Annotated in this window: 22 protein-coding genes and 1 pseudogene; 11 read left to right on the top strand and 12 right to left on the bottom strand. The window is 71.2% G+C overall.

All coding sequences use genetic code 11. The features are described from left to right. Window positions 1–22: 22 nt before the first annotated feature. Complete coding sequence (locus ACWCQ1_RS12880) at window positions 23–1753, top strand: N-acyl-D-amino-acid deacylase family protein (protein WP_358592532.1); 1731 nt, start codon at window positions 23–25, stop codon at window positions 1751–1753. Continuing rightward, the gene (locus tag ACWCQ1_RS12875; RefSeq protein ID WP_451026460.1) at window positions 1750–3204 is read left to right on the top strand and encodes an aldehyde dehydrogenase family protein; all 1455 of its coding nucleotides are present in this window, start codon (window positions 1750–1752) and stop codon (window positions 3202–3204) included. The genes ACWCQ1_RS12880 and ACWCQ1_RS12875 overlap by 4 nt, the downstream gene beginning before the upstream one ends. A 12-nt stretch (window positions 3205–3216) precedes the next feature. On the opposite strand, the pseudogene ACWCQ1_RS12870 reads toward ACWCQ1_RS12875, so the two are convergent. The 3 genes and pseudogenes from ACWCQ1_RS12870 to ACWCQ1_RS12860 form a co-directional block, all read right to left on the bottom strand. Then, window positions 3217–3414: pseudogene (locus ACWCQ1_RS12870) on the bottom strand (hypothetical protein); the annotation flags it as partial. A gap of 24 nt (window positions 3415–3438) precedes the next feature. Beyond that, a complete protein-coding gene (locus tag ACWCQ1_RS12865) occupies window positions 3439–3651 on the bottom strand; it encodes a hypothetical protein (protein WP_358592536.1) in 213 nt (70 codons plus the stop codon). Beyond that, window positions 3648–4043 (bottom strand): nitroreductase/quinone reductase family protein, encoded by a 396-nt coding sequence (locus ACWCQ1_RS12860; protein WP_358592538.1) that lies wholly within the window; start codon window positions 4041–4043, stop codon window positions 3648–3650. Before ACWCQ1_RS12860 ends, ACWCQ1_RS12865 begins: the two co-directional genes overlap by 4 nt. Before the next feature lie 112 nt (window positions 4044–4155). Between ACWCQ1_RS12860 and ACWCQ1_RS12855 the strand changes: the two genes are divergently transcribed. Beyond that, window positions 4156–4944, top strand: coding sequence for an endonuclease/exonuclease/phosphatase family protein (locus ACWCQ1_RS12855; protein ID WP_358592539.1), 789 nt, complete (start codon window positions 4156–4158; stop codon window positions 4942–4944). On the opposite strand, the gene ACWCQ1_RS12850 is transcribed toward ACWCQ1_RS12855, so the two are convergent. Next, entirely contained in the window at window positions 4927–5109 is a 183-nt protein-coding gene (locus ACWCQ1_RS12850; RefSeq protein ID WP_358592540.1) for a DUF397 domain-containing protein, read from the bottom strand. The genes ACWCQ1_RS12855 and ACWCQ1_RS12850 overlap by 18 nt on opposite strands. A gap of 10 nt (window positions 5110–5119) precedes the next feature. Further along, window positions 5120–5974 (bottom strand): helix-turn-helix domain-containing protein, encoded by an 855-nt coding sequence (locus ACWCQ1_RS12845; protein ID WP_451026459.1) that lies wholly within the window; start codon window positions 5972–5974, stop codon window positions 5120–5122. A 201-nt stretch (window positions 5975–6175) separates the two neighbouring features. On the opposite strand from ACWCQ1_RS12845, the gene ACWCQ1_RS12840 reads away from it, so the two are divergent. Together ACWCQ1_RS12840 and ACWCQ1_RS12835 are read left to right on the top strand one after the other, a co-directional pair. After that, a complete protein-coding gene (locus tag ACWCQ1_RS12840) occupies window positions 6176–6640 on the top strand; it encodes an ATP-binding protein (protein WP_451026458.1) in 465 nt (154 codons plus the stop codon). Continuing rightward, window positions 6589–6774 carry a hypothetical protein gene (locus ACWCQ1_RS12835; protein ID WP_451026457.1) on the top strand — a complete coding sequence of 62 codons (186 nt, stop codon included), beginning with the start codon at window positions 6589–6591 and terminating at the stop codon, window positions 6772–6774. Before ACWCQ1_RS12840 ends, ACWCQ1_RS12835 begins: the two co-directional genes overlap by 52 nt. Window positions 6775–7060: 286 nt before the next feature. On the opposite strand, the gene ACWCQ1_RS12830 is transcribed toward ACWCQ1_RS12835, so the two are convergent. Next, window positions 7061–8566: a CehA/McbA family metallohydrolase gene (locus ACWCQ1_RS12830; RefSeq protein ID WP_451026456.1), complete on the bottom strand. Its 1506-nt coding sequence runs from the start codon at window positions 8564–8566 to the stop codon at window positions 7061–7063. 166 nt (window positions 8567–8732) lie between these two features. Between ACWCQ1_RS12830 and ACWCQ1_RS12825 the strand changes: the two genes are divergently transcribed. The 3 genes from ACWCQ1_RS12825 to ACWCQ1_RS12815 all read left to right on the top strand — a co-directional run bounded on the left by ACWCQ1_RS12825 (window position 8733) and on the right by ACWCQ1_RS12815 (window position 12852). Then, window positions 8733–9581, top strand: a complete 849-nt coding sequence (locus ACWCQ1_RS12825; protein ID WP_451026455.1) for an LLM class F420-dependent oxidoreductase — start codon at window positions 8733–8735, stop codon at window positions 9579–9581. 49 nt (window positions 9582–9630) lie between these two features. Beyond that, window positions 9631–12216: a bifunctional FO biosynthesis protein CofGH gene (locus tag ACWCQ1_RS12820; RefSeq protein ID WP_358592546.1), complete on the top strand. Its 2586-nt coding sequence runs from the start codon at window positions 9631–9633 to the stop codon at window positions 12214–12216. Window positions 12217–12288: 72 nt separating this feature from the next. Continuing rightward, window positions 12289–12852: a hypothetical protein gene (locus ACWCQ1_RS12815; protein ID WP_133049541.1), complete on the top strand. Its 564-nt coding sequence runs from the start codon at window positions 12289–12291 to the stop codon at window positions 12850–12852. Here the strand turns inward: ACWCQ1_RS12815 and ACWCQ1_RS12810 are convergent. Next, the gene (locus ACWCQ1_RS12810) at window positions 12845–13360 is read right to left on the bottom strand and encodes a DUF2165 domain-containing protein (protein WP_358592547.1); all 516 of its coding nucleotides are present in this window, start codon (window positions 13358–13360) and stop codon (window positions 12845–12847) included. The genes ACWCQ1_RS12815 and ACWCQ1_RS12810 overlap by 8 nt on opposite strands. 93 nt (window positions 13361–13453) lie before the next feature. On the opposite strand from ACWCQ1_RS12810, the gene ACWCQ1_RS12805 reads away from it, so the two are divergent. Next, window positions 13454–15865: a tetratricopeptide repeat protein gene (locus tag ACWCQ1_RS12805; protein ID WP_451026454.1), complete on the top strand. Its 2412-nt coding sequence runs from the start codon at window positions 13454–13456 to the stop codon at window positions 15863–15865. A gap of 150 nt (window positions 15866–16015) precedes the next feature. Next, window positions 16016–17131 (top strand): ADP-ribosylglycohydrolase family protein, encoded by a 1116-nt coding sequence (locus ACWCQ1_RS12800; protein ID WP_358592549.1) that lies wholly within the window; start codon window positions 16016–16018, stop codon window positions 17129–17131. 101 nt (window positions 17132–17232) lie between these two features. On the opposite strand, the gene ACWCQ1_RS12795 is transcribed toward ACWCQ1_RS12800, so the two are convergent. Both ACWCQ1_RS12795 and ACWCQ1_RS12790 read right to left on the bottom strand, forming a co-directional pair. Further along, on the bottom strand, window positions 17233–18807 hold the full coding sequence (locus ACWCQ1_RS12795) for a sodium:solute symporter family protein (protein WP_133049537.1): 1575 nt from the start codon (window positions 18805–18807) through the stop codon (window positions 17233–17235). Window positions 18808–18967: 160 nt separating this feature from the next. Beyond that, a complete protein-coding gene (locus tag ACWCQ1_RS12790; RefSeq protein ID WP_451026453.1) occupies window positions 18968–19753 on the bottom strand; it encodes an SDR family oxidoreductase in 786 nt (261 codons plus the stop codon). A gap of 80 nt (window positions 19754–19833) precedes the next feature. Here ACWCQ1_RS12790 and ACWCQ1_RS12785 point away from each other — a divergent pair, with 80 nt between their 5' ends. Further along, window positions 19834–20673, top strand: a complete 840-nt coding sequence (locus ACWCQ1_RS12785) for a hypothetical protein (protein WP_133049535.1) — start codon at window positions 19834–19836, stop codon at window positions 20671–20673. Window positions 20674–20791: 118 nt separating this feature from the next. Here the strand turns inward: ACWCQ1_RS12785 and ACWCQ1_RS12780 are convergent, their stop codons facing one another. The 3 genes from ACWCQ1_RS12780 to ACWCQ1_RS12770 all read right to left on the bottom strand — a co-directional run bounded on the left by ACWCQ1_RS12780 (window position 20792) and on the right by ACWCQ1_RS12770 (window position 23137). Further along, window positions 20792–20983, bottom strand: coding sequence for a DUF397 domain-containing protein (locus ACWCQ1_RS12780; RefSeq protein WP_208785440.1), 192 nt, complete (start codon window positions 20981–20983; stop codon window positions 20792–20794). Window positions 20984–21199: 216 nt separating this feature from the next. Next, a complete protein-coding gene (locus ACWCQ1_RS12775; protein ID WP_133049533.1) occupies window positions 21200–22057 on the bottom strand; it encodes a helix-turn-helix domain-containing protein in 858 nt (285 codons plus the stop codon). Between the two features lie 321 nt (window positions 22058–22378). Further along, window positions 22379–23137, bottom strand: a complete 759-nt coding sequence (locus ACWCQ1_RS12770; protein ID WP_133049532.1) for a GOLPH3/VPS74 family protein — start codon at window positions 23135–23137, stop codon at window positions 22379–22381. Window positions 23138–23651 lie beyond the last annotated feature (514 nt).

Below are 23651 nucleotides of genomic sequence, written 5' to 3'. Positions count from 1 at the left end.
CGCAAGTGAAAAGGGAGCCCCCATGCTTGATCACGTCATCAAGGGTGCGACCGTCGTGGACGGGACGGGTGCGCCCGGTTTCAGGGCCGACGTCGGTGTACGGGACGGGCGTGTCGCTGTCATCGGTGAGGTCACCGAGGAGGCACGGACCACCGAGGACGCATCCGGGCTGGTGCTCGCGCCCGGGTTCGTCGATCCGCACACCCACTACGACGCCCAGCTGTTCTGGGATCCGTACGCGACGCCCTCGCTCAATCACGGTGTCACCACTGTCGCCGCCGGGAACTGCGGCTTCACCCTGGCGCCCCTGAATCCCGCCCGGCCCGACGACGCCGACTACACGCGGCGGATGATGTCCAAGGTCGAGGGGATGTCGCTGGTGGCCTTGGAGGAAGGGGCGCCGTGGAACTGGAGCTCCTTCGGTGACTACCTGGACGCCCTCGAAGGGCGGATCGCCGTCAACGCCGGGTTCATGGTGGGGCATTGCGCCCTGCGGCGGCATGTCATGGGGCCGGACGCCATCGGGGGGCAGCCCAGTGAGGAGCAACTGGGTGAGATCGTGCGGCTGTTGCACGAGGCCATGGACGCGGGGGCCTGGGGGTTCTCCACCACACAGTCCTCGACCCACTCCGACGGGGACGGAAAGCCCGTGGCCTCCCGGCACGCGAAGCCGGCGGAGCTGCTGGCGCTGTCGCGGGCCGTGGGGGAGCACGAGGGGACGCAGATCGAGGCGATCGTCGCCGGGTGCCTGGACCAGTTCAGCGACGCCGAGATCGAACTGTTCGCGGAGATGAGCGCCGCGGCCGGGCGGCCGCTGAACTGGAACGTGCTGACCATCGACGCGTCCGTCCCCGAGCGCGTGCCCCGGCAGCTGCAGGCGAGCGAGCAGGCGCGGAAGGCCGGCGGCCGGGTCGTCGCGCTGACCATGCCGATCCTCACGCCCATGAACATGTCGCTGGGCACCTTCTGCGCGCTGAACCTGATACCGGGGTGGGGCCCGATCCTTGGGCTGCCGGTGCCGGAGCGCATCGCGCGGCTGAAGGACCCGGCCGTGCGTGCCGAGATGCTGCGGCGCGCCGAGTCCAAGGAGGCGGGCGTCTTCCGGCGGCTCGCGGACTTCGGGCGGTACGTCATCGGCGACACCTACAGCGAGGCGAACCGCGGGCTGACCGGCCGGGTGGTGCGGGACATCGCGGCGGAGCGGGGGCAGGACCCGTTCCAGTGCCTGGTGGAGATCTGCGCGGCCGACGAGCTGCGTACGGTCCTGTGGCCCATGCCGACCGACAACGACCCGGCGTCCTGGGCCCTGCGCGCCGAGACCTGGCAGCACGAGGACGTGATGCTGGGCGGGTCCGACGCCGGGGCGCATCTGGACCGGATGTGCGGGGCGCCGTACACCACTCGCTTCCTCGGCGACTGTCTGCGCGGGCGCAAGCTGGTGGGTCTTGAACAGGCGGTGAAGATGCTGACGGACGACCCGGCGCGGCTCTTCGGCCTGCGCGAGCGGGGCCGGGTGGCGGAGGGCTTCCATGCGGACCTCGTGCTCTTCGACCCGGAACGGATCGGCGCGGCCTCGGCCACCCTGGTGCACGACCTGCCGGGTGACAGTCCGCGGCTCGACGCCAAGGCCCTCGGGGTGCGGGCCGTGTGGGTCAACGGGGTCGAGGCGATCCGGGACGACGTGGTGAGCGGTGCCGTACCGGGGAAGGTGCTGCGCTCCGGGCGGGACACGAGGACGGTGAGCACCCGTTGAACGGCGGTGAACAGCGGCTGTTCGTCGGGGGACGCTGGGTCGAGCCGGACGGCGGGTACTACGCCGTCGTCGACCCGGCGACGGAGGAGACCGTCGGGTGGGCTCCGGAGGCCTCGCGGGATCAGGTGCACGCGGCCTGCGCCGCGGCCCGCGAGGCCTTCGGGCCGTGGTCGAGGACCTCGCCGGAGGAACGCGCGGCGATCCTCGGCCGGGCCGCGGACATCATCGGCAGCCGCTTCGTGCCGTACGCCGAACTGGCGCAGGCGGAGACCGGGGCGACCACCGGGACGGCCCGGGCGATGCAGGTCGGGGTGGGCATGGCCCGGTTCCGGCGGTACGCGCGCGTGGAGCCGGCCGAGTGGGCGATCCCGCCGCAGATCAACGAGGCCGGGCCGATGGGGCGCGCGGGTGTGTTCGGTGCGCTGGCCGTGCGGCAGCCGGTGGGGGTGGTCACCTGCATCACGTCGTACAACAACCCGTGGGCCAACCCGGCCGGGAAGGTCGCGCCCGCCCTGGCCATGGGCAACACGGTGGTGGTGAAGCCCGCCCCGCAGGACCCCCTGTCGGTGTACCGGATGGCGGAGGCGCTGGAGGCGGCGGGCGCGCCGGCGGGTGTGGTCAACGTCGTCTCCGGGCGGTCGGCGTCCGTCGGTGAGGAGGCCGTCGCCTCCCCCGACGTGGACATGGTGAGCTTCACCGGGTCCACGGCCGTCGGGCAGCGCATCGCGGAGGTGTGCGGGCGGGACATGAAACGGCAGCTGATGGAGCTGGGCGGGAAGGGCGCGGCGGTCGTCTTCGACGACGCGGACGTCGCCTCGGCGGTCGCCGGGATCGGCACGACCTTCTCCTTCTACAGCGGCCAGATCTGCACGGCACCGACGCGGGTGCTGGCGCAGCGCGGGGTGTACGACCGTCTCGTGGACCAACTGGCGACTTACGCGGGCCGGTTGAAGGTGGGCGACCCGAGGGAGCCGGACACGGTGGTCGGCCCTGTGATCACCGCGGCCCACCGGGACCGGGTGGAGTCGTACGTCGAACTGGGCCGCAAGGAGGGCGCGGTGGTGGTGGCGGGAGGCGAACGCCCGCCGCTGGACCGCGGTTTCCACGTCTCCCCGACCCTCCTCGCCGACTGCACGAACGACATGCGGGTGGCCCGGGAGGAGGTCTTCGGCCCGGTGGTCGTCGTCATCCCCTTCGACGAGGAGGACGAGGGCGTCGCCCTGGCCAACGACAGCGACTACGGGCTCATCGACTACGTCTGGTCGGGAGACGTGGCGAGGGCGTTCCGGGTGGCTCGGCGGCTGCGGGCGGGGGGAGTGGGCGTCAACACGGTCGGCCGCAACATGGAGGCCCCGTTCGGCGGCTTCAAGAGAAGCGGGGTCGGCCGCGACGTGGGCTCGTACGCCCTGCACGCGTACGGGGAGGTGCAGTCGATCGTCTGGCCGGGGTGAGCCGAGCTCGGCTCAGGTGTCACAGACGGTTTGGTGCTCACTCAACCGTGCTCCGTCATCCCGTGCCAACGTCTCCCGCAGGACGTCCTCGATCGGGATGCCGGGCGAGGCATTCGCCATGCGCTCCTCGATCATGCGATTGATCTCGCGCTCATCCCACTGCTGGTACTTCCGCAGGACGTCGATCGCCACGACGGCGGCGACCTCCTTGCGCCAGGGAGCGGTCCCGGTGCTTCACCGGCGCGCCACTCGGCTCCAGCGCTCCAGAACCTTCTCCTCGCTCTCGTCCGCGTCGCCGGCCGTTGTCGTGATCCCGGCTTCTTCGCGCAGTCGCGCTGACCGCTTCAGTTCCTGGGCGAGATGCTGTCGGCGCACGATGCGAGCCGCGTCGGCTCGAGTGTTGTTCTTCGAGTTCACGTAGGTGGCCCTCCAGGGCGATGCGGTCATTCCCGGTCCAGATCAACCCGCACCGTCAGCAACCCCGCCCCGATCGCCCGTACCGCCACGCTGTTCAGGGAGCGGAGGGTGCGCAGGCGGGCTACGGGGTCGTCGTCGGGGAGGAGGTGGGCCGTGCCGGTGTGCCAGCGGCCCCGGATGCGGACGCGCACCCTCGGATCGGCCTTGATGTTGCGGATGTACTGAGCGCGCTCCCCGAACTCCGACACGATCCAGAACGCGTCCCCGACCCGCCGGCCGCCCACGGGGGTGCGGCGGGGGAGACCGGAGGTGCGACCGGTCGTCTCGAGTAGCGTCTGGAGCGGCAGACGGCGCATGATCGGATTGAGGCGGCGCTGGAACGCGGTGGCACGCCGGTACTTGGTCTCGTGGTCACGGGTCATGTGCGCGGATCTCCGTCTCGTCGTGCTGCCGATGCTCTTCAATGTCTCTCACTCGAACTCGAACAGCCGCCGGACCCCCGAACAGGTCCGCTACGAGAGACGGTGGCCCCCCATGCGCATCGTGACCTGGAACCTGTGGTGGCGCTTCGGACCCTGGGCCGAGCGGCAGAAGGCCATCCTGACCGTCCTGCGCGACCTGTGCCCCGACGTCGTGGGCCTGCAGGAGGTGTGGGCCGTCGGTGACGACAACCTCGCCGGATGGCTCGCCGACGAACTCGGCATGCACTGGACCTGGGCCCCCTCACCCGCCTCCGACCGCTGGCAGCGGCGCATCGGCGAGCCGGGCGTCGAGATCGGCAACGCCGTGCTGAGCCGCTGGCCGGTGGTGGAGCGGGACGCGCTCCGTATGCCGGCCCCCGAGGACGTGGACGACGGCCGCGTCGCCCTCTATGCGCGCATAGCCACCCCCGGCCCGCACCTCCCCTTCTTCACGGCTCACTTGACCTCCCGTCCGAGCGCCTCGGCGATCCGCTGCCGCCAGGTCACCGCCCTCACCGGGTTCGTCGCCGCGCACCGGGGCGGCACCGACCACCCGCCCGTCGTCACGGGCGACTTCAACGCCGGCCCCGACTCCGACGAGATCCGCCTGTTCCGCGGCGCGGATGCCTTCGCCGACGCCTGGGACCACGCCGACGCGTCCGCCCCCGCAACGACCCTGCACCCGGACCGCGGCCCCGGCGCCCGCATCGACTACATCCACGTCGGCGCCCCGGCGGACCCGGCCGGCCTCGGCACGGTGAGAAGGGCGTGGCGGGCGGGCGACGGCCCGGTCGACGGGGTGTGGCCTTCCGATCACGCGGCGGTGGTGGCGGACCTGACCGGTTCAGCGACCGACGGATGACTTCAGCTGCCTGACCAGGGCCCCGAAGGCGACGGGGCTGACCGTGAGGACGGTGCGGGGCGGGTCGTCGTCGGCGATGTGAATGGCGGTGGGGGTGGTGGATATGTGGACGCAGGCCTCTCCCTCTTGGCAGTGGGACGACTTCCGCCAGGCGTGCGTGGGCATGGGGGCTCCTTCACATGTTCTGGACGATGGCGAGGATCAGATCCCGGGACTTCGCCGGGCCGAGGGACATGGCTTCGACGACGTCGAGCAGCCGCCGGTACTTCTCCAGATGGGCCTCGGCGTCCAGAAGCACGGGACCGTGGAACTGGTCCAACTGCACGGTGTCCAGGGCCGGAACGGGACCGCACAGGTAGTTGATGGACTGACCCGAGCCGGGGAACGCCCCGACGTCGAACGGAAGCACCCGCAGGGTGATGTGGTCCCGTTCGCTCATGTCGAGCAGGTGGCGCAACTGCTCACGGGCCACCCGCCGACCGCCCACCCGCATGTGCAGGGCTGCCTCATGGATCACCGTGCTGTACGGATTCGGGTGCTCCCGGAACACGAAGTCCTGGCGCTTGATCCGGTGCGAGACGCGGTGCTCGACCTCTGGCGGGGTGGGGGCCGGGATCGCGTGGCTGAAGATCTCCCGGGCGTGGTCGCTGGTCTGGAGCATGCCGGGGATGTGCGCGGTGAACGCGGTACGGACGGCGGTGGCGTGGTGCTCCAGTTCGGCGAGGGTGAGCAGTCCTGACGGCAGCACCTCGCGGTACGCGTCCCACCACCGGCCGCGTGCCTTCTCGGCGGCCATGTCGGCCAGGGCGTCGACGTAGGGCTGGTTGGTGCAGGAGTAGACACCGGCCATCGCCCGCACACGGTCCGGACTCACGCCGAACCGGGCCGACTCGACATTGCTGAGTTGACCCGAACTGGTGCCGAGCAACTGTGCTGCCTCGGTCGAGGTCAGCCCGGCCCGCTCACGGAGTTTGCGCAGCTCCGTGCCGAGCCGGACGCGTCGGGCCGTTGGCGCGGGTCTGGGCGCCATGGGACCTCCTCCTAGCGGCCGTACGGCGAGTTTGTCACCCACACGAGGGAGAAGTCGCCCAGGTTCTTCGAATTCACGCAAAGCAGCTTTGCGATCCCTCTATCGTCTTCTCCGGGCGCCCCGTCTGGAAGCGCACCGTGGGACGCCACGGCATCGACACCAGGCACCTGTCCAACTCCCCTCAGTGACCGGAGACTTCCGATGGCCACCGTATCCCCGTCCTGGAACTACACCCTGCACCTTCCGCGTGATCCACGCGCACCGGGTATCGCACGGGGCACCCTCAGACTCGTGCTCGCCGCCCACGGGATGCCGGAGCTGACCCCCACCGCGGAACTCCTGGCGGCGGAACTGCTGACCAACTCGCACTGCCACACCAAGGGCCCGTACGCCCTGCGCCTCCTCTCCTCCCAACCGGGCCGCCTCCGAGTAGCCGTATGGGACACGGACCCCCATGTCCCACCGGCCTTCACGACCCCGTCCACCCCCGAACCCCCACCCCACGCCGAACACGGCCGCGGCCTCCCCCTGGTCCGAGCCTGCGCGGACGCCTGGGGCGCGTCGGTCCTCCGCGAACTGGGCGCCTCGAAGGGCGGCAAGCTGCTGTGGGCGGAGTGCGGGGCGGGGACCGGGAGCGGTTCGAGGACGAACTCGCAGCCGCCATAGGAGCCTCCCCCACCAACGACTTCGCGGGCGCAGCAGCCGAGGTCCGGGCCTACCGGCACCGGGTGCTGATCAGGAACGCGCCGGAGATCATGGCGGCCCTGGGAAACGCGCGGGCCGGAGGCGGCGGCGAGTGAACAATGTCCGCTGGAAGAGGCTGAACCCGCCAGGAAGGCGTTCGGCGACCTGACGGAGGGAGAGCGGGAAGTCGTCCGCGAAGCGCTGGCAGCCGTCGCCCGCGACCCGGCGGTCGGCCGTGAGATCCCTGGCTGGCGTCCGCCGTCGGTGGCGTACACGTACACCACACGCCTGGCCCGAGACTCGGCCGAGGCGATCACCGTCGTGTACACGCACACCCCGGGCATGGAGTGACGGTCGTCTATTACTTCCGTGATCCACAGGTTGTGGACTGACCGTGCCCTCCTAGTGGCGCCCCAGGAAGATCGGATTCGTGAACGCCGCCAACGCCCCCGGCACCGGTCCCGCCGCCGTCTCGTGCCGTAGTTCCGCGCGGACATACGCCGCGTACGCCGGGGTCGTGCGCCACTCCGCCACCCCGGATCCCCCCACCGGGAGGGGGTCGCTCGTGTACAGGACGCCCTGGTCCGTGACCAGGCGGATCGTGCAGCGGGGGGCGCCCGTGGCCTCGACGCGGATCGTGACCGGGGTGTCCGCGGCGACCTTCAACCGCTCGCCGATCCCGGCGTGTTCGCCCCGGGCGCCCGATGCCGTGAAGGTCAGGGAGACGTTCTTCGACTCGGCGACGTAGGAGCGGCCCGCGCGGATGCCGGCCTGGATCGCCTCCCGGGTCAGGTCGTCCGCGAGGACCACCGTCTGGGGCAGGCCCACCGCGTCCGGGTCCCGGTGGGCGTCGCTGTTGCCCATCGCCGGGATCCAGTCGCGGCCGTCACGGACGGAGGCGACCAGCATGTTGTCCCACTCCGCCAGCGTCACCTCGTCGTCCGGCGTGTACGGGCCGTTCCACACCTCCACCGCGTCCGCCTCGCCGAACCCGAACTTCCAGCCGCAGCCGATGCAGGTGGCGTGCGGATGGGCCGGGACCACCAGGCCGCCGGCCCGATGGATCTCGCGGGCGAAGCGGCCGAAGCGGTTGTCGCGGGCCCGGTAGCGCCAGTCGATGAAGGTGCCCGGGTCCGTTCCCAGGGCCACGACATGGCCGTTGCGGGTCGTTACCTCCTCGCCCAGCAGAATCAGCAGGTCGTCGGCCGCCTCCTCGGCCCAGTGGGGGTGGGAGGCGTGCGTGTTGTGGTCCGAGGTGTTGATGAAGTCCAGGCCCGCCGCTCGGGCCAGCGCCGCGATCTCGGCCGGGGTGCGGCGGCCGTCCGAGTACCAGGAGTGGAGGTGGCAGTCGCCGCGGTACCAGGCCCGGCCCCGGCCCCGGGCACGGGACGGCGGGTACACCGGACGAGGTGTCTCGCCGGACTCCCCGTACGTCAGCGTGATCGTCAGTTCGTACGACAGGCCCTGCGGCGCCACCGTGTACGGGCCCAGCGCCACGTGCCAGATGCCCTCCCGGACAGGGCCCGGCACATACCCCGGCGTCGCGTCGTCCGCGCGGAGGAAGAACTCCGAGCGGGCCCCGCCGGACCAGCCCCGGAAGCCCCGGCCGCCCAGCTCGGTGCCGTGCTCGTCGAAGATGCCGATGTCGAGGGCGTTGCCCTGCGTGCCCGCCGGGACGGACGGTCTGTCGTAGGTGTACGCGACCCTGATCTCCCGTACCCCGGACGGGACTTCGACGGGTACGTAGACGAAGTCCGGCGAACCCGGGGGCAGGGTGCCGCGTACCGTCCTGGTCTCCTGGTCCTGGCCGTCGGCCGCCGCGAAGCTCACGCTTCCCAACGTAAGGGCGGCGGCCGCGCCCGTCACGAACAGAGCTCGTCGTCCGATGCCGTGCGCGTCCTCACACATGGAGGCCACCTTCCGGTACGGGTGTGAACTGCCGTGGAAGAGAAGGGAATCGGGGATCGACGGTATGTCATGTACGCGAGCAGGGGCAGTCTGCATACGGCCACTGTGACCAAGGTGCCGACCGGTCGGTATGGACATCCGCACCCCTGCCCGGTACAGATGGGTCATGCGTATCGCCGTAACGATCTTCCTCACCGACGAGACCATCACCCCGACCCGGCTCGCCCGTGAGCTGGAGGATCGGGGTTTCGCCGGCCTCTATCTGCCCGAGCACACCCACATCCCGGTCGAGCGGGTGGCGCCGTACCCGGCGGGCGGTGAGCTCCCGCGCGAGTACGGCCGCACCCTCGACCCCTTCGTCGCCCTCGGGCAGGCCGCCGCGGTGACCGAACGGCTCGGCCTCGGCACCGGCATCACGCTGGTCGCCCAGCACGACCCGATCGACCTCGCCAAGCAGATCGCCACCCTCGACCACCTCTCCGGCGGCCGCTTCACCCTCGGCCTCGGCTTCGGCTGGAACGTCGAGGAGGCCGCCGACCACGGCGTGGAGTGGCGCACACGGCGGGAGCTGGTCAAGGACCGGATGGCCTTGATGCGCGCGTTGTGGTCGGAGGAACCGACCGCGTACGAGGGTGAGTTCGGCGGCGTCCGGGCCTCCTCCGCCTTCCCCAAGCCGGTGCAGAAGCCGCGCGGCCCGGTGGTCGGGCCCCGCACGCTGATCGGCGGGGCGGCCGGCCCCAAGCTGTTCTCGCACATCTGCGAGTACGCGGACGGTTGGCTGCCCATCGGCGGCCGCGGGCTGACCGAGTCCCTGCCGGTGCTGCGCGACGCGTGGACCGACGCGGGACGCGACACGGCCGGCCTCCAGGTCGTCCCGTACGCCGTCTTCCCGACCCCCGGCAAGCTCGCCCACTACGCGGACCTCGGCATCGAGGAGGTCGTGGTCCAGCTGCCGCCGGAGGGGGAGGCGGAGGTGCTGAGGGCGCTGGACGGCTGCGCCGCCTTCCTGGATTGACCTCGGGCTGACCTCCGGGCACTGATCAGCTCGACCTTATGCTCGAAGAATGACGACTTCCGCGACCCCCGGAACCGGCCCCACCGAGAACTCCATGCGTCGCGCCCTCAAACGCGCCCGGGACGGCGTCGCCCTCGACGTCACCGAGGCCGCCGTCCTGCTCCAGGCACGCGGCGAGGCCCTCACCGACCTCGCCGCGTCCGCCGCCCGGGTGCGGGACGCGGGCCTCGAGGCGGCCGGCCGGCCCGGCGTCATCACGTACTCCAAGAGCGTCTTCATCCCCCTGACCCGGCTGTGCCGGGACAAGTGCCACTACTGCACCTTCGTCACCGTCCCCGGCAAGCTGCGCCGCGCCGGGCACGGGATGTTCATGTCGCCGGACGAGGTCCTGGACATCGCCCGCAAGGGCGCCGCCCTCGGCTGCAAGGAAGCCCTGATCACCCTCGGCGACAAGCCGGAGGAGCGTTGGCCCGAGGCGCGGGAGTGGCTGGACGCGCACGGGTACGACGACACCATCGCCTACGTCCGCGCCATATCCATCCGCATCCTGGAGGAGACGGGGCTGCTGCCCCACCTCAACCCCGGCGTGATGTCCTGGACCGACTTCCAGCGGCTCAAGCCCGTCGCGCCGTCCATGGGCATGATGCTGGAGACCACCGCCACCCGTCTGTGGTCCGAGCCGGGCGGGCCCCACTACGGCTCCCCGGACAAGGAGCCCGCCGTACGGCTGCGGGTCCTCGAGGACGCCGGGCGGTCCTCCGTGCCCTTCACCTCCGGCCTCCTCATCGGCATCGGCGAGACCTACGAGGAGCGGGCCGAGTCCCTCTTCGCGCTGCGGAAGGTCTCCCGCGCCTACCACTCCATCCAGGAACTGATCATCCAGAACTTCCGCGCCAAGCCGGACACCGCGATGCGCGGCATGCCGGACGCGGAGCTGGACGAGCTGGTGGCGACGATCGCCGTCGCCCGGCACATCATGGGCCCGGCCGCCTGTCTCCAGGCCCCGCCCAACCTGGTCGAGGGCGAGTACGAGCGGCTCATCGGGGCGGGCATCGACGACTGGGGCGGGGTCTCCCCGCTGACCATCGACCACGTCAACCCCGAACGCCCCTGGCCGCAGATCGAGGAGCTGGCCGTACGGTCGAAGGCGGCCGGGTTCGCGCTGCGGGAACGTCTCTGCGTGTACCCGGAGTTCGTCCGGCGCGGCGAACCCTGGCTGGACCCGCGGCTGCGCCCGCACGTACGGGCCCTGGCGGACCCGGAGACGGGGCTGGCCCTCCCGGACGCCGTGGTGGAGGGGCACCCCTGGCAGGAACCCGAGGAGGCCTTCACCGCCTCCGGGCGTACCGACCTGCACACCGCCATCGACACCGAGGGCCGCACGTCCGACCGCCGCGACGACTTCGACGAGGTGTACGGCGACTGGGCGGAGCTGCGCGAGGCCGCGGCACCCGGCATGGCGCCCGAGCGCATCGACACCGACGTCCGGGCCGCCCTGGCGACCGCGGCCGACGACCCGACCCGCCTCACCGACGCCGAGGCGCTGGCGCTGCTGCACGCGGACGGGCCCGCCCTGGACGCCCTGACCCGGATCGCGGACGACGTGCGCCGGGCGGCGGTCGGCGACGACGTGACGTACATCGTCACCCGCAACATCAACTTCACCAACGTCTGTTACACCGGCTGCCGTTTCTGCGCCTTCGCCCAGCGGCGGACGGACGCCGACGCCTACACGCTCTCCCTGGAGCAGGTCGCCGACCGCGCCCAGCAGGCCTGGGACGTCGGCGCGGTGGAGGTGTGCATGCAGGGCGGGATCCACCCCGACCTGCCGGGGACGGCGTACTTCGACATCGCGAAGGCGGTGAAGGAGCGGGTGCCGGGCATGCATGTGCACGCCTTCTCCCCGATGGAGGTCGTCAACGGCGCCACCCGCACCGGCATGTCGATCAGGGAGTGGCTGACGGCGGCGAAGGAGGCCGGCCTCGACACCATCCCCGGGACGGCCGCCGAGATCCTCGACGACGAGGTCCGCTGGATCCTGACCAAGGGCAAGCTGCCGACCGCGACCTGGATCGAGGTCGTCACCACCGCGCACGAACTCGGCATCCGCTCCTCGTCCACGATGATGTACGGCCATGTCGACCAGCCCCGTCACTGGCTCGGCCACCTGCGCACCCTGGCCCGCATCCAGCAGCGGACCGGCGGCTTCACGGAGTTCGTGACCCTGCCGTTCATCCACACCAACGCGCCCGTCTACCTGGCGGGGATCTCCCGGCCCGGACCGACCGTCCGCGACAACCGGGCGGTGACGGCGATGGCCCGTCTGCTGCTGCACCCGCACATCCCCAACATCCAGACCAGCTGGGTGAAGCTGGGCACGGAGGGTGCGGCGGAGATGCTCCGCTCGGGCGCCAACGACCTGGGCGGCACGCTGATGGAGGAGACGATCTCCCGGATGGCCGGGTCCTCCTACGGCTCGTACAAGTCGGTCAAGGACCTCATCGCCGTCGCCGAGGCCGCCGGGCGGCCGGCGAGGCCGCGGACCACGCTCTACGGCGAGGTGCCGGAGGAACGGCAGCGGGCCGCGACGGTCTCGGACGGGCACCTTCCGGAGCTGCTGCCCGTGCTGGACTGAGGACCGGGAGCCTCACAGTACGATGATCGGACCCCTGTTCCGACGGGTTCCAGGGGTCCTGTAACCGAGGAGATGCGTGCCGTGCCAGCCCCCAAGGTCTGGGTGACCGGTCTGACGGTAGGAGCGATCGCCGCTGTCGCCGTCCTGGCCGTGCAGGCCGACAAGGGAACGAAGCCGCACGTGGCCGCCTCCCGGGCGCACGCGTCGGCCTCGGCGGGCGCGCACCCCTCCGCCACGAGGACCGCGGCCCCGGCCAAGGTGCCGGACGGCTCCGGGACCGGGCGCCGGATCGTGTACTCGCTCGGGCAGAAGACGGTCTGGCTGGTCGACGCGAGCGACGCGGCCCGCCGCACCTTCGCCGTCTGGCCGGGCACGGTGAGCCCGGCCGTGGGCACCTACACGGTCGGCACCCGCACCGAGGGCCCGATCACCGGATCCGACGGCGTGAAGATCGAGCACATCGTGTACTTCTCCGCCCAGTCCGGCGTCAACATCGCCTTCTCCAACGCGGTCGACGGCTCCTCGCCGCCGCCCGCGTCCGGCGTCCGAACCGGCGGTGTCCGGATGCGGACGGCGGACGGGGCGGCGCTGTGGACCTTCGGGACCGCGGGCACGAAGGTCGCGGTCGTCAAGTAGTGGCGTCCGTGCGGCGGTCGTCGCTCAGCAGCACGACGAGCAGCGTGACCCCGGCGAACACGAACACCCGCAGGGCGGCGTCCAGTCCGTTCCAGGTCTTCGACTGCCACATGGAGAACCACTCACCGCCGACGGCGATGAACCCGGCGCCGAAGAGCAGCAACAGCATCAGCAGACCGTAGACGGACAGGCTGCGGGCACGGGCGTGGTCGCGCCGGGCCCAGAGCCAGGTGGCGTAGATCAGCACGAGCGCGGCCAGGGTCTCCCAGACGATGATCAGGACGTAAGCGGTGTTCTGCAGGCCCTTGTTGGTGATCGCACGCCACATCAGGTCGTCGTCCTTGAACGTGGTGTCCATGGCGAGAACATGCTGCACGAACGCCTGGTTCGTCCCGAAGTCGGTGATGTTCCCGAAGGCGACGAGCGCGATGTAGAGGGCCACGCCGGCGGTGAGCAGCGCGGCCGTCAGGTCGAGGGCACGGGTGGTGGGGGGTGTGTTGGTGGACATGACAGCAATCTTGCCCGGGATGATCAGCCGTCCTCACCCCCGTAGGCCAGAATGTTGCCGACGCGAGGGGTTCCCGGACGAGAGGACGGACCGGTGGCGCAGGCACGGGGGTCGCGGCCGTCGATGCAGGAGCTGATCGCCCGCCGCAGACGCGCCGGTTTCGTCGGCAGAGCGGCCGAACGGGCCGCTTTCCGCGGCAACTTCGACCTGACGCCGGAGGACGAGCGGCACCGCTTCCGCTTCCATGTGCACGGCAACGCGGGCGTCGGAAAGACCTTCCTGGTACGGGAGTTGGAGCAGATCGCCCGTGAACGGGGCGCGCTCACCGCGTACGTCGACGAGAGCGCCGGAGGCCTGCCGGAAGCGCTGGAGGTGATCAGCCGTCAGTTCGCGGCCCAGGGGCACCGGTTCAAGGAACTCGACCGGCTGCTCGCGGCCCATCGGGAGCGGCGGCACGAGGCGGAGGCGGTGCTCGCCGCCCCGGACACGGACCGCGACGGGCCCTCGGCGGGCAGCCTCGCGGTGACCCGGGCCGGGCTGATCGGCGCGGCGGCCGTGCCCGTGGTCGGCCCCTTCGCCGGCGCCCTCGATCCCGTCCAACTCGCCGAAGGCGTCGACCGGTTGCGGGCCGGGCTCAGCGCCCGCTTCCGCAGCCAGGAAGACGTGCGACTCGTCCTGGACCCGGCCGCCGTACTCACCCCGGTGCTGCTGGACGCGCTGTCCGAGGCGGCGGAGACGGCACCGTGGACCGTCCTGTTCCTCGACACGTACGAGCGGACCGGACCGGTCCTCGACGGGTGGCTGCACCAGGTGATGACCACCGACCGGTACGGCACCCTGCCGGCGACGGTCGTGGTCGTCACCGCCGGACAGCGTCCCCTCGACACCGCCCGCTGGGGCGGTTTCGCCGACTTCCTCGCCGACGTGCCGCTCGGCCCCTTCACGGACGCCGAGGCACGTGGGCTGCTCGCGGACCGGGGTGTGCGGGACGAGCCCGTCGTCGCGGAGGTCCTGCGGCTGACCGGCGGACTGCCGGTGCTGGTCTCCACCCTCGCCGAGGCCCGCCCGGCCGGCCTGGACGAGGTCGACGACCCGAGCGCGGACGCGGTGGAGCGGTTCCTGAAGTGGGAGCGCGATCCCGTACGCCGGGCCGCCGCGCTGGCCGGGGCGCTGCCGCGATGGCTCGACGCGGACGTCCTGCGGGCCGTGCTCGACTGCCCCGACGACCAACTCGACGCCCTTTACGGCTGGTTGCGGGGCATGCCCTTCGTCGGCGAGCGCGGCGACCGGCTGCGCTACCACGACGTGGTGCGCGCGCCGATGCTGCGGCTGCAGCGCCGCTGGTACCCCCGGACCTGGACCGAACGGCACGGCCGGCTCACCCGGGCGTTCGGGCGGTGGCGGGAACGGCTCGAGGAGAACCTCGCCCCCGACCAGCTCTGGCCGGACGGGCAGTGGCGGGACCTGCGCCTCGCCGAGTCCTACCACGCGCTGTGCGAGGCGCCCCGGGCCGCGCTGCCGGCGGTCCTGCACGACCTCGTCGACGCCTGCGACCACGGCGACGACGTCGTACGGCGCTGGATCGCCCTGCTCGCGGAGGCGGGGCAGGACGCGGACACGGACGCGGTGCGCGCGTGGGCGGACGACCTCGCCGAGGCGTTCGCGGCGGGCGGGACGGTCCCGCTGCTCGGGCTGCTCCTGGACCGGGCCCGGGGTGACGAGCCCTGGCGGGCCCGGGCGTGGAGCGTCAGGGCCGACGCCTTCGCCCGCGACCGGGACGACGGGCGCGCACTGGAGGAGTACGACCGCGCCCTCGCCCTCGATCCCGACCTGGCACGGGCGCTGCGGGCGAAGGCGGTCACGCTGAGCCGGACCGGCGACCACCGGGGCGCGGTCGCCCTGCTGGACCGGGTGGTCGCGCTGGAGCCGGACGACGCCTGGAACGTCACCCTGCGCGGTGAGTTCCACCGCCTCCTGCGCGACTCGGAGGCCGCGGAGCGCGACCTGAGCGAGGGCATCCGGCTGGACGCGGCCAACGAGTTCGCCTGGGCGTCGCGCGGGGCCGCCCGGGAGCGGGAGGGCGAGCTCGACGCGGCCCTCGCGGACCTCGACCGCGCGCTGGAACTCAAGCCGGACTACGGCTGGGCGCTCGGCCGCCGGGCCCGGGTGTGGCGGGCGCTGGGGGAGCCGGCCCGGCAGCTGGCCGACCTCGACCACGCCCTCGGGCTGTGGCCCGACTGGGGCTGGGGGCACTGCGAACGCGGGGACGCGCTGCGGGTGGCCGGCCGCGACGAGGAGGCCCTCGCCGACTACGACCGTGCCCTCGCCATCGACCCCGACTACGCCTCGGCCCACGCCAGCCGCGGCGCCTCGCTGAGCAACCTGGGCCGTCACACGGAGGCCCTCGCGGCCCTGGACCGGGCCCTGGAGCTCAACCCCGACTATCCGTGGGCACGGGAGCAGCGAGCGGCCGTCCTCGCCCGGCTCGATCAGCAGGGTGGGTGACGGCACATCCGGTCAAAACCGGCCATGAACAGCCATGACCGGCCACTTCCGTCACTCCTCCCATACACGTATGCCCTCTGAACGCACCGTCCCCGTTCGATTACAGTGCTGGACTGTCATGCGTCGGGCGGTGCCGCAGGGGAGGTCTTGGTGACTGTGACTACCGGGGCCGTGTGGGGCCGGGTCGAGCAGCAGGACTTCCGCAGCCGGGTGCGCGGGACGCTGCTCGGGGCGGCCGTCGGGGACGCGCTCGGGGCGCCGGTGGACGCCCTGGACCTCGACCAGATCCGCGAGACGTACGGCGCCGAGGGGCTCGTGGACCTCGCCTTCGCCTTCGGCAGGCGGGGCGCCGTCACCCACCTCACCCAGCTCACCCTGTTCTCCGTCGACGGGCTGATACGGGCCCAGGTGCGCCGTGACACCGGCGCCTGGCACCCGCCGACCGATCTGCACCGGGCTTATCTGCGCTGGGCGGCCACCCAGCGGGACTGGGGGCCCGACGAGCGGCGCAAGGACGACGGCTGGCTGGCCCGGGAGGAGTGGCTGTACGCGCGCCGGGATCCGGCCCGTTCGCTGCTGATCGGGCTCGGCGACGACACCATGGGGACGCTGGACGCCCCCAAGAACCCCGCCGAGGTCGGACCCGAGGCGGTCGCCCGGTCGGCGCCCTTCGGGCTGCTGGTCGGCTGGGAGCCGCAACTGGTCGTCCAGCTCGCGGTGGAGTGCGCGGCCCAGACCCACGGCCACCCCACCGCCTACCTGTCGGCGGGGGCGTACGCCGTGATCGTGCACGCGCTGGCCCGGGGCGACAGCCTGGACGGCGCGGTGCAGCGGGCGCTGGCGCTGCTCGCCGCTCGGCCGGGGCACCAGCCGGTGTCGGACGCGCTGCAGCACGCGCTGGGCGCGGTACGGCAGGGCATGCCGACACCGTTGCGTGTGGAGGAACTGGCCGGCGACGGCTCCGCCGAGGGCGTGCTCGCCGCCGCGGTGTACTGCGCCCTGGTCGGCGAGGACGTACGGCACGGCCTGTGCCTCGCCGTGAACCAGGACGGACCCTCCGGCCCGACCGGAGCCCTCACCGGCGGCCTGCTGGGCGCCCTGCACGGCGAGACGGCGCTGCCCCCGGCCTGGCTGGCCGAACTGGAGGGCCGCCCCACCGTCCTCGAACTCGCCGACGACTTCGCCATGGAGATGACCCAGGGCCCGGCCCTCCACGGCCCGGCCGGCTCCTCCCCGGGCTGGCTGGCGCGCTACCCGCGGGCCTAAGGCCTGTTGTACCCCGGCCGTCGCCTCCCGGCGGTGTGAAAGGGCGGTGGCCCGGGCTCGTCGGGAACCCGGGCCACCGCCCGCCGCCGTACTCCGCCCGGTCAGTCCTTCACGGGCGTCTTGCCCAGGGTGTCGTCCACCCCGCCCGCCGGGACCGGGACCGCGGCCGCCGTGCTGTCGTCATCGGTGTTGATGCGCTCGATGATGGCCAGCCGGTCCGGGGTGTCCTCGGGCTTGAGGTAGCCGATGAGGATGTAGAGGAGCAGGGAGACCGCCAGCGGGACCGAGACCTGGTACTGCAGCGGGACCCCGCCCTTGACGTTCCAGTTGATCGGGTAGTTGACCAGCCAGAAGGCGAGCAGGCCCATCGACCAGCTGGTCAGGGCCGCCGTGGGGCCGGAGCGGCGGAACGGGCGCAGCAGGCCCAGCATCATCGGGATCGCGATCGGGCCCATCAGACCCGCCACCCACTTGATGACGACCGTGATGATGTCCTTGAACGTGGGGGAGTTGACCTGGGTCGCCACCGTCATCGACAGACCGAGGAAGACGACCGTGGTCACCCGGGCCGCGATCAGTCCGGAGCGCTGGCCCCACTCCCGGGCCCGCTTGGACAGCACCGGCGCCGCGTCCCGGGTGAACACCGCCGCGATCGCGTTGGCGTCGGAGGAGCACATGGCCATCGTGTGGGAGAAGAAGCCGACGATGACGAGGCCCAACAGGCCGTGCGGGAGCAGCTGTTCGGTCATCAGGCCGTAGGAGTCGGAGCCGTCCGGCTTCTGGGCGTGGACCAGCAGCGGCGACATCCACATCGGGTAGAACAGGACCACCGGCCAGACCAGCCACAGGGCCGCGGACAGACGCGCCGAGCGCTCCGCCTCCCGGGGGCTGCCCGTGGCCATGTAGCGCTGGGCCTGGTTGAGCATGCCGCCGTTGTACTCGAAGAGCTTGATGAAGAGGAACGCGAGCAGGAAGACCGTGCCGTACGGTCCGACCAGCCCCTTGCCGTGGCCGTGCAGGGCCGGCTGGTTCCAGGCGTCGAAGAAGCCGATGTTCTTGTCGTTCAGCTTCAGTACGACCGCGAAGAACATCGAGATGCCGGCCAGCAACTGGATGACGAACTGGCCGAGTTCGGTCAGCGCGTCCGCCCACAGGCCGCCGATCGTGCAGTAGACGGCGGTGATCGCGCCGGTGATGAGGATGCCCTGGTTGAGGGTGATGCCGGTGAAGACGGACAGCAGCGTCGCGATCGCCGCCCACTTCGCGGCCACGTCGACGATCTTCAGCAGCATGCCGGACCAGACGAGGGCCTGCTGTGTCTTCAGGTCGTAACGGTTCTTCAGGTACTCCAGCGGGGAGGCCACATGGAGCCTGGAGCGCAGCCGGTTGATCCGCGGCGCGAACAGCTTCGAGCCGATGGCGATGCCCAGCGCGATCGGGAAGGACCACGTCACGAACGAGGTGACGCCGTAGGTGTAGGCGATGCCCGCGTAGCCCGTGAACAGGACCGCGCTGTAACCCGACATGTGGTGCGAGATGCCGGACAGCCACCAGGGCATCTTGCCGCCGGCCGTGAAGAAGTCGCTGACGTTGCCCACCTGCTTGTGCGACCAGACGCCGATCGCCACCATCACGCCGAAGTAGCCGATGAGCACGGCCCAGTCGAGACTGTTCATGAGCCCCCTTCCAGGGTCCGCTGCCGGGTTCGGGCATGTGAACTCTGAGTGGGGTGGCATGATCACGGCAAGCAAGCGTCGGGTCAAGAGACGGCAAAAATGTTCCGCTCGATGGCCCGCGTTTACGTATATGAATTTTTGGCGTGGCTGAAATCCGCCCTCAGCGCATCAGCTCCCCCGCGTTGACCAGCAGCGACTGCCCCGTGATCGCCCGGGCCCGGTCGGAGGCCAGGAAGACGGCCGCGTCGGCCACGTCCGCGTCCGTGGCGAGGTCGGGAAGCGCCATCCGGTCCGTCAGCCGCCCCAGTACCTCCGCCTCCGGGACGCCCTCGGTGTGCGCCGTGAACTGCACGTACGCCTGCACCGGCGGCCCCCACATCCAGCCCGGCAGCACGGTGTTGACCCGGACGCGGTGCGGCCCGAATTCCCGGGCGAGTGAGTACATCGCGCTCGTCAGCGCCCCCTTGGAGGCCGCGTACGCCGCCTGCGCCACCTGGGTGGGGGCCGCGACCGACGACTGCGTCCCGATGAACACCACCGAGCCCCCGCGCTCCTTGAGCGCCGGCAGACACGCCCGCGTCATGCGCAGCGTACCCAGCAGGTTCACGTCGATCACCGACTGCCAGGTCGCGAAGTCGGCATCCTCCAGACCGCCGAAGTAGCTGTCCCAGGCGGCCACATGGACCACCGCGTCGATCCGCCCGAACCGCTCCCGGGCGAGCCCCGCCAGCGCCTCGCACTGCCCCTCGTCCGTGATGTCCGTCGAGCGGTACGCCGTGTGCGTTCCGTCCGGATCGATCTCGCCGGCGCTCTTGGCGAGGTTCGCCTCCGTGCGGGCCCCGAGGACCGCGTTCCCGCCGTCCCTCACGACCGCGGCGGCGACCTGGTGACCGAGCCCGGCGCCGACTCCCGACACGACGACGGTCTTGCCCGTGAGCAGTGACATCCGAGCCTCCGGGGGTATGGCCAATTATCTGACGGGGCGTCAGAGTATGGGCGACCGGCGGAGGACGGAAGGGGAGCGACGTGAGCGAGGAAACCCGCAGTGAGGTGTACGCCGAGCTGGCCGCCGTGGGGCCCTACGGGGTACGGCCGGGCCACGCCCTGATCACCATGGTCGAACCGCACCCGGGCCACGAGTACGCGTACAACCGCTGGTACGAGGACGACCACTACTACGCCGGCGCCATGGCCATGCCCTGGATGTACGCCGGCCGCCGCTGGGTGGCCACCCGTGACCTCCAACTCCTGCGCTACCCCGAGAAGTCGGCGATCGCCCAGCCCGTCACCGCCGGCTGCTACATCTCGACGTACTGGGTCACCGAGGGCCGCTACGACGACCACATGAAGTGGACCGTCGCCATCAACCGGCGCCTCAACCGGGACGCACGGGTCTACCAGGACCGTACGCACGTCTTCACGGCCTTCCAGGACCACGAGGCGACCGTGTACCGGGACGGCGCCGCGGGGCCGCGCGACTTCCACGCCCTCGACCACCCCTACGCGGGCCTGGTGGTGGAGGTGATCGACGCCGAATCCCCCGAGCAGCGTGCCGAGTTGCTGGAGTGGCTGCGCTCGCGGCACCTTCCCAAGCGCCTCGCGGGCTCCCCGGCCGCCATGGTCACCGTGTTCCGGCCGACACCGCTGCCCGGGGACCGGATGACCTATGTGAAGCAGGTGGAGGGCGTCGACACCCGGCTGACCCTGCTGTGGTTCCTGGAGGCGGATCCGCGCGACTGCTGGGAGGCGTCCTTCACGGACCTGGACGGGCCGGTGGGGGAGGCGGGCCTGGGGCGGGTGGAACTGGTGGCCCCGTTCATCCCCACCGTGCCCGGCACGGACCGGTACGTCGACCGGCTGCGCTAGCCGGGGCGCCGTTTCCGGACACAAGCCGAGCCCCCTCGGCAAGGACGGCGGGCTGGTCGAGAGGGCTCTGGTGGTGAAGCTTGTGAAGTTGTCTCATACGTGAGTGACCGGCGTGCCGTTACGCCTTGACCGAGGTGACGAAGGCGTTCCACGCGTCGGCCGGGAAGGCCAGCACCGGACCGTCGGTGACCTTGGAGTCCCGCACGGCCATGGCCGCGATCACCGGGGACTTGACCTCGACACACGCGCCGTTGCCGGTGGAGTACGAGGACTTGGTCCAGGTGGTCGTGGCGCCCTGACGAATTGCCATTTTTGCTCCGTAGTGCCTGGTGATGAGTTACCGGGTTTCCGCCAACCCTGGTGCCCGATTGGCGTGATCGACGTTACTCGCCCACCTCGGCGTACGAAGCGACTATTCACTCGACTGGATGGCATATTCCAGGCGGGTCTTCCAATCCGGCCTGGGGAAGGTGTACTGTACGGCCCCTTCCGTCGATGGCGGCCCGTGCGGGTGCCGTTGGCCGATTCAGCGCGCGTACTCCTTCGCGATGTCCGCGATGAACTGACGCGAATGCTCCGGGTTCAGCGCCTGCGCCCTGAGGTGCTCGTACATCACGCTGTACTTCTGCACGTCGTTGGCCTTCTCCAGATACAGGTCGCTGGTCACGCCCTCGATGTAGACGACGCTGGAGTCGGCCGCGTCGGGGAACTCCAGGATGGCGTACTGGCCGTTCACACCCGGGTGGGCGCCCATGTCGAAGGGGATCACCTGCACGGTCACGTGCGGCAGCTGGGCCTGCTCGACCAGATGCTCCAACTGGTCCCGCATCAGCGACTTGTTGCCCACCACCCGGCGCAGCGCCGCCTCGTCCATCACGGTCCACAGCCGCAGCGGGTTGTCCGGCGCGGTGATTCGTTCCTGCCGCCGCAGTCGCACCTGCACCCGCTTGTCCACGTCGGCGGCGGCCGTCTCCGGCAGCGCTCCCGCGATCAGCGCCTCCGCGTACTGCCGGGTCTGCAGCAACCCCGGCACCACCTGGGGGTCGTACACCCGCAGACTGGCCGCGTCCGTCTCCAGCCCGATGTAGACGCTGTAGGGGATGTCCCCGAAGGAGTGCCACCACCCCTGCTGGCGGCTGTCCTTGGCCATCTGCATCAGGGAGTCGACGATCCGGTGGTCCTCCACCTCGTACACCCCGCACAGATCGCGCACATCGCGCTGGCTGATGCTGCGCCGCCCGTTCTCCAGCCGGCTGATCTTCGACTGGGACACCAGCAGCCGCTCCGCGACCTCTTCGGCCGTCATGCCCTTGAGTTCCCTGAGCCGGCGCAACTCCTGGCCCAGCCGGCGCCGCCTGACGGTGGGATTGACATTGGACGCCACGGGACGTGCACCTCCGGCTGCGGACCTCTGGTTACCACTTTGCGTATCTGCTGTTGAGCAGACTGCCACCAAGGTGCTTTCTACCGCTGGCAAACGATGGATATGCGTTGAACGCACGTCAGTTCACGGCACCCGGCGCGAACAGGCCGGACATGCGGCCGCGCGGGGTGACGAGACCTCGCGGCCTCGTCACCCCGCGCGAACCAGCGGCTCCCGAACCGGGTTTCCGGGGACTCGGGTGCGGCTCTCGGTGGTGCGGTGGGTGGTGCGTGGGTGGTGCCTGGATGGTGCCTGGGTGGTGCTGTGTCGTGGAACCGCGGCTCAGTGGGCCACGACGCGTGCCATGGAACCCCGGCGCGGCTGCATCGGAACACCACGAGCGGGTTCCGGTGCGGACCTCACCGGTCCGGCGGCGGCCTGGCGGCCGGCCGGGGCCGGGCTGCGGCGCGGCTGGGCCGCCACGCCGTTCTGGACGTCCATCACGGCGTGCGCGACGAGACCGCCCATCGGGTCGTGCCGGATCAGGTCCCGCAGCCGGGACCTGGACGAACGACCCTCGTTGCCCGGGTACAGATGCTTGCCGAGACCGACCGCGTGCGCCAGTGCGGCGAGCGCCGCGGTCCGTGGGTCCGGCGGTACGCCGGTACGGATCGCGGAATCCAGCCGGGCCCTGATCTCCCGGCTGATGGCGGTGTCCGTCGCCTGGTAGCGAGTCGTCGGCAGCACCCCGCACATCTGACCGGCCACGGCATGCACCATGCCGCACCGCTCGAGATGCGAGAGGTAGGTCTGGCGCAGCCCGAGACGCGGCCCGCCAATCCAGTTCACTGCCCGCACGGGAGCGCCACGCCTTCGCAGCAACTCCAACGCGCAGTCCAACGTTGGATCTCCAGTCGGCCGTGGGGCCACCACGGCGATACGATCCCCGTCTGGGGCTATCCGTCCGGCCAGCGCCAGCTCCACTAGCTGTGCTCCGGCCAGACCGAGGTCGAGCGACTGCGGCTGCGCAGTGGTACCCGTGGTCGGGTCCAGTGCCAGCAGCAGAAGCTCCTCCGGAAGTGTTCTGCGGCTCCTGCCCATCCATGCCTCCCCGCGTGGATGAAAGACAGGGTGACCCCTCTCACATTGGTCTGTCGAGGGTGCGTGACCTGTTTGTGAGGGAACCGGTAGGTATGTCGTTCTCGTCTACCGCAGGGGTTAAGCCCCCACACAGGACACTGGTACATGGTTCGGACAGCGCGTACGGCGGTGTCCCGGGCGGCGATTCACGGTTCGGTTGACGGTTCGGCAGCCGCGTGCGGGGCATGCGGCGGCAGATGGAGGAGGCATCGGTGGCGGGCGAGTCCCCCGACAGGTCGAAGCAGCGCGAGTCGTCGGCAGAACCGACGTCGGGGAGCGCGGTTCCGGTTCCCAACCCGAGTGACCCCCGCATGGCGGTGTCCCGGGATCCGTCCACCCCCCGAGGCGGCGTCGACACAGCGACCCGAACCCTCTCGGTACGGGACCTGAAGCGAACGGCCACCCCCGAGGCCTCGCCTGAACCGGAGGCGCCTGAGGCACCTGAGGCGACATCGGACGGCGGCCCCGAGGGAAC

It is taken from the genome of Streptomyces sp. NPDC002144, from assembly GCF_053593695.1.
Note: the sequence above shows the minus strand (reverse complement) of the source record. Positions and strands in the feature narration are given on the sequence as shown.

Coding starts and splice junctions, on each gene's coding strand:
- ACWCQ1_RS12880 (WP_358592532.1), top strand. CDS start 23: ATGCTTGATCACGTCATCAAGGGTGCGACCGTCGTGGACGGGACGGGT.
- ACWCQ1_RS12865 (WP_358592536.1), bottom strand. CDS start 3,651: ATGACCGCATCGCCCTGGAGGGCCACCTACGTGAACTCGAAGAACAAC.
- ACWCQ1_RS12860 (WP_358592538.1), bottom strand. CDS start 4,043: ATGACCCGTGACCACGAGACCAAGTACCGGCGTGCCACCGCGTTCCAG.
- ACWCQ1_RS12855 (WP_358592539.1), top strand. CDS start 4,156: ATGCGCATCGTGACCTGGAACCTGTGGTGGCGCTTCGGACCCTGGGCC.
- ACWCQ1_RS12850 (WP_358592540.1), bottom strand. CDS start 5,109: ATGCCCACGCACGCCTGGCGGAAGTCGTCCCACTGCCAAGAGGGAGAG.
- ACWCQ1_RS12845 (WP_451026459.1), bottom strand. CDS start 5,974: ATGGCGCCCAGACCCGCGCCAACGGCCCGACGCGTCCGGCTCGGCACG.
- ACWCQ1_RS12840 (WP_451026458.1), top strand. CDS start 6,176: ATGGCCACCGTATCCCCGTCCTGGAACTACACCCTGCACCTTCCGCGT.
- ACWCQ1_RS12830 (WP_451026456.1), bottom strand. CDS start 8,566: ATGTGTGAGGACGCGCACGGCATCGGACGACGAGCTCTGTTCGTGACG.
- ACWCQ1_RS12825 (WP_451026455.1), top strand. CDS start 8,733: ATGCGTATCGCCGTAACGATCTTCCTCACCGACGAGACCATCACCCCG.
- ACWCQ1_RS12820 (WP_358592546.1), top strand. CDS start 9,631: ATGACGACTTCCGCGACCCCCGGAACCGGCCCCACCGAGAACTCCATG.
- ACWCQ1_RS12815 (WP_133049541.1), top strand. CDS start 12,289: ATGCGTGCCGTGCCAGCCCCCAAGGTCTGGGTGACCGGTCTGACGGTA.
- ACWCQ1_RS12810 (WP_358592547.1), bottom strand. CDS start 13,360: ATGTCCACCAACACACCCCCCACCACCCGTGCCCTCGACCTGACGGCC.
- ACWCQ1_RS12795 (WP_133049537.1), bottom strand. CDS start 18,807: ATGAACAGTCTCGACTGGGCCGTGCTCATCGGCTACTTCGGCGTGATG.
- ACWCQ1_RS12790 (WP_451026453.1), bottom strand. CDS start 19,753: ATGTCACTGCTCACGGGCAAGACCGTCGTCGTGTCGGGAGTCGGCGCC.
- ACWCQ1_RS12780 (WP_208785440.1), bottom strand. CDS start 20,983: ATGGCAATTCGTCAGGGCGCCACGACCACCTGGACCAAGTCCTCGTAC.
- ACWCQ1_RS12770 (WP_133049532.1), bottom strand. CDS start 23,137: ATGGGCAGGAGCCGCAGAACACTTCCGGAGGAGCTTCTGCTGCTGGCA.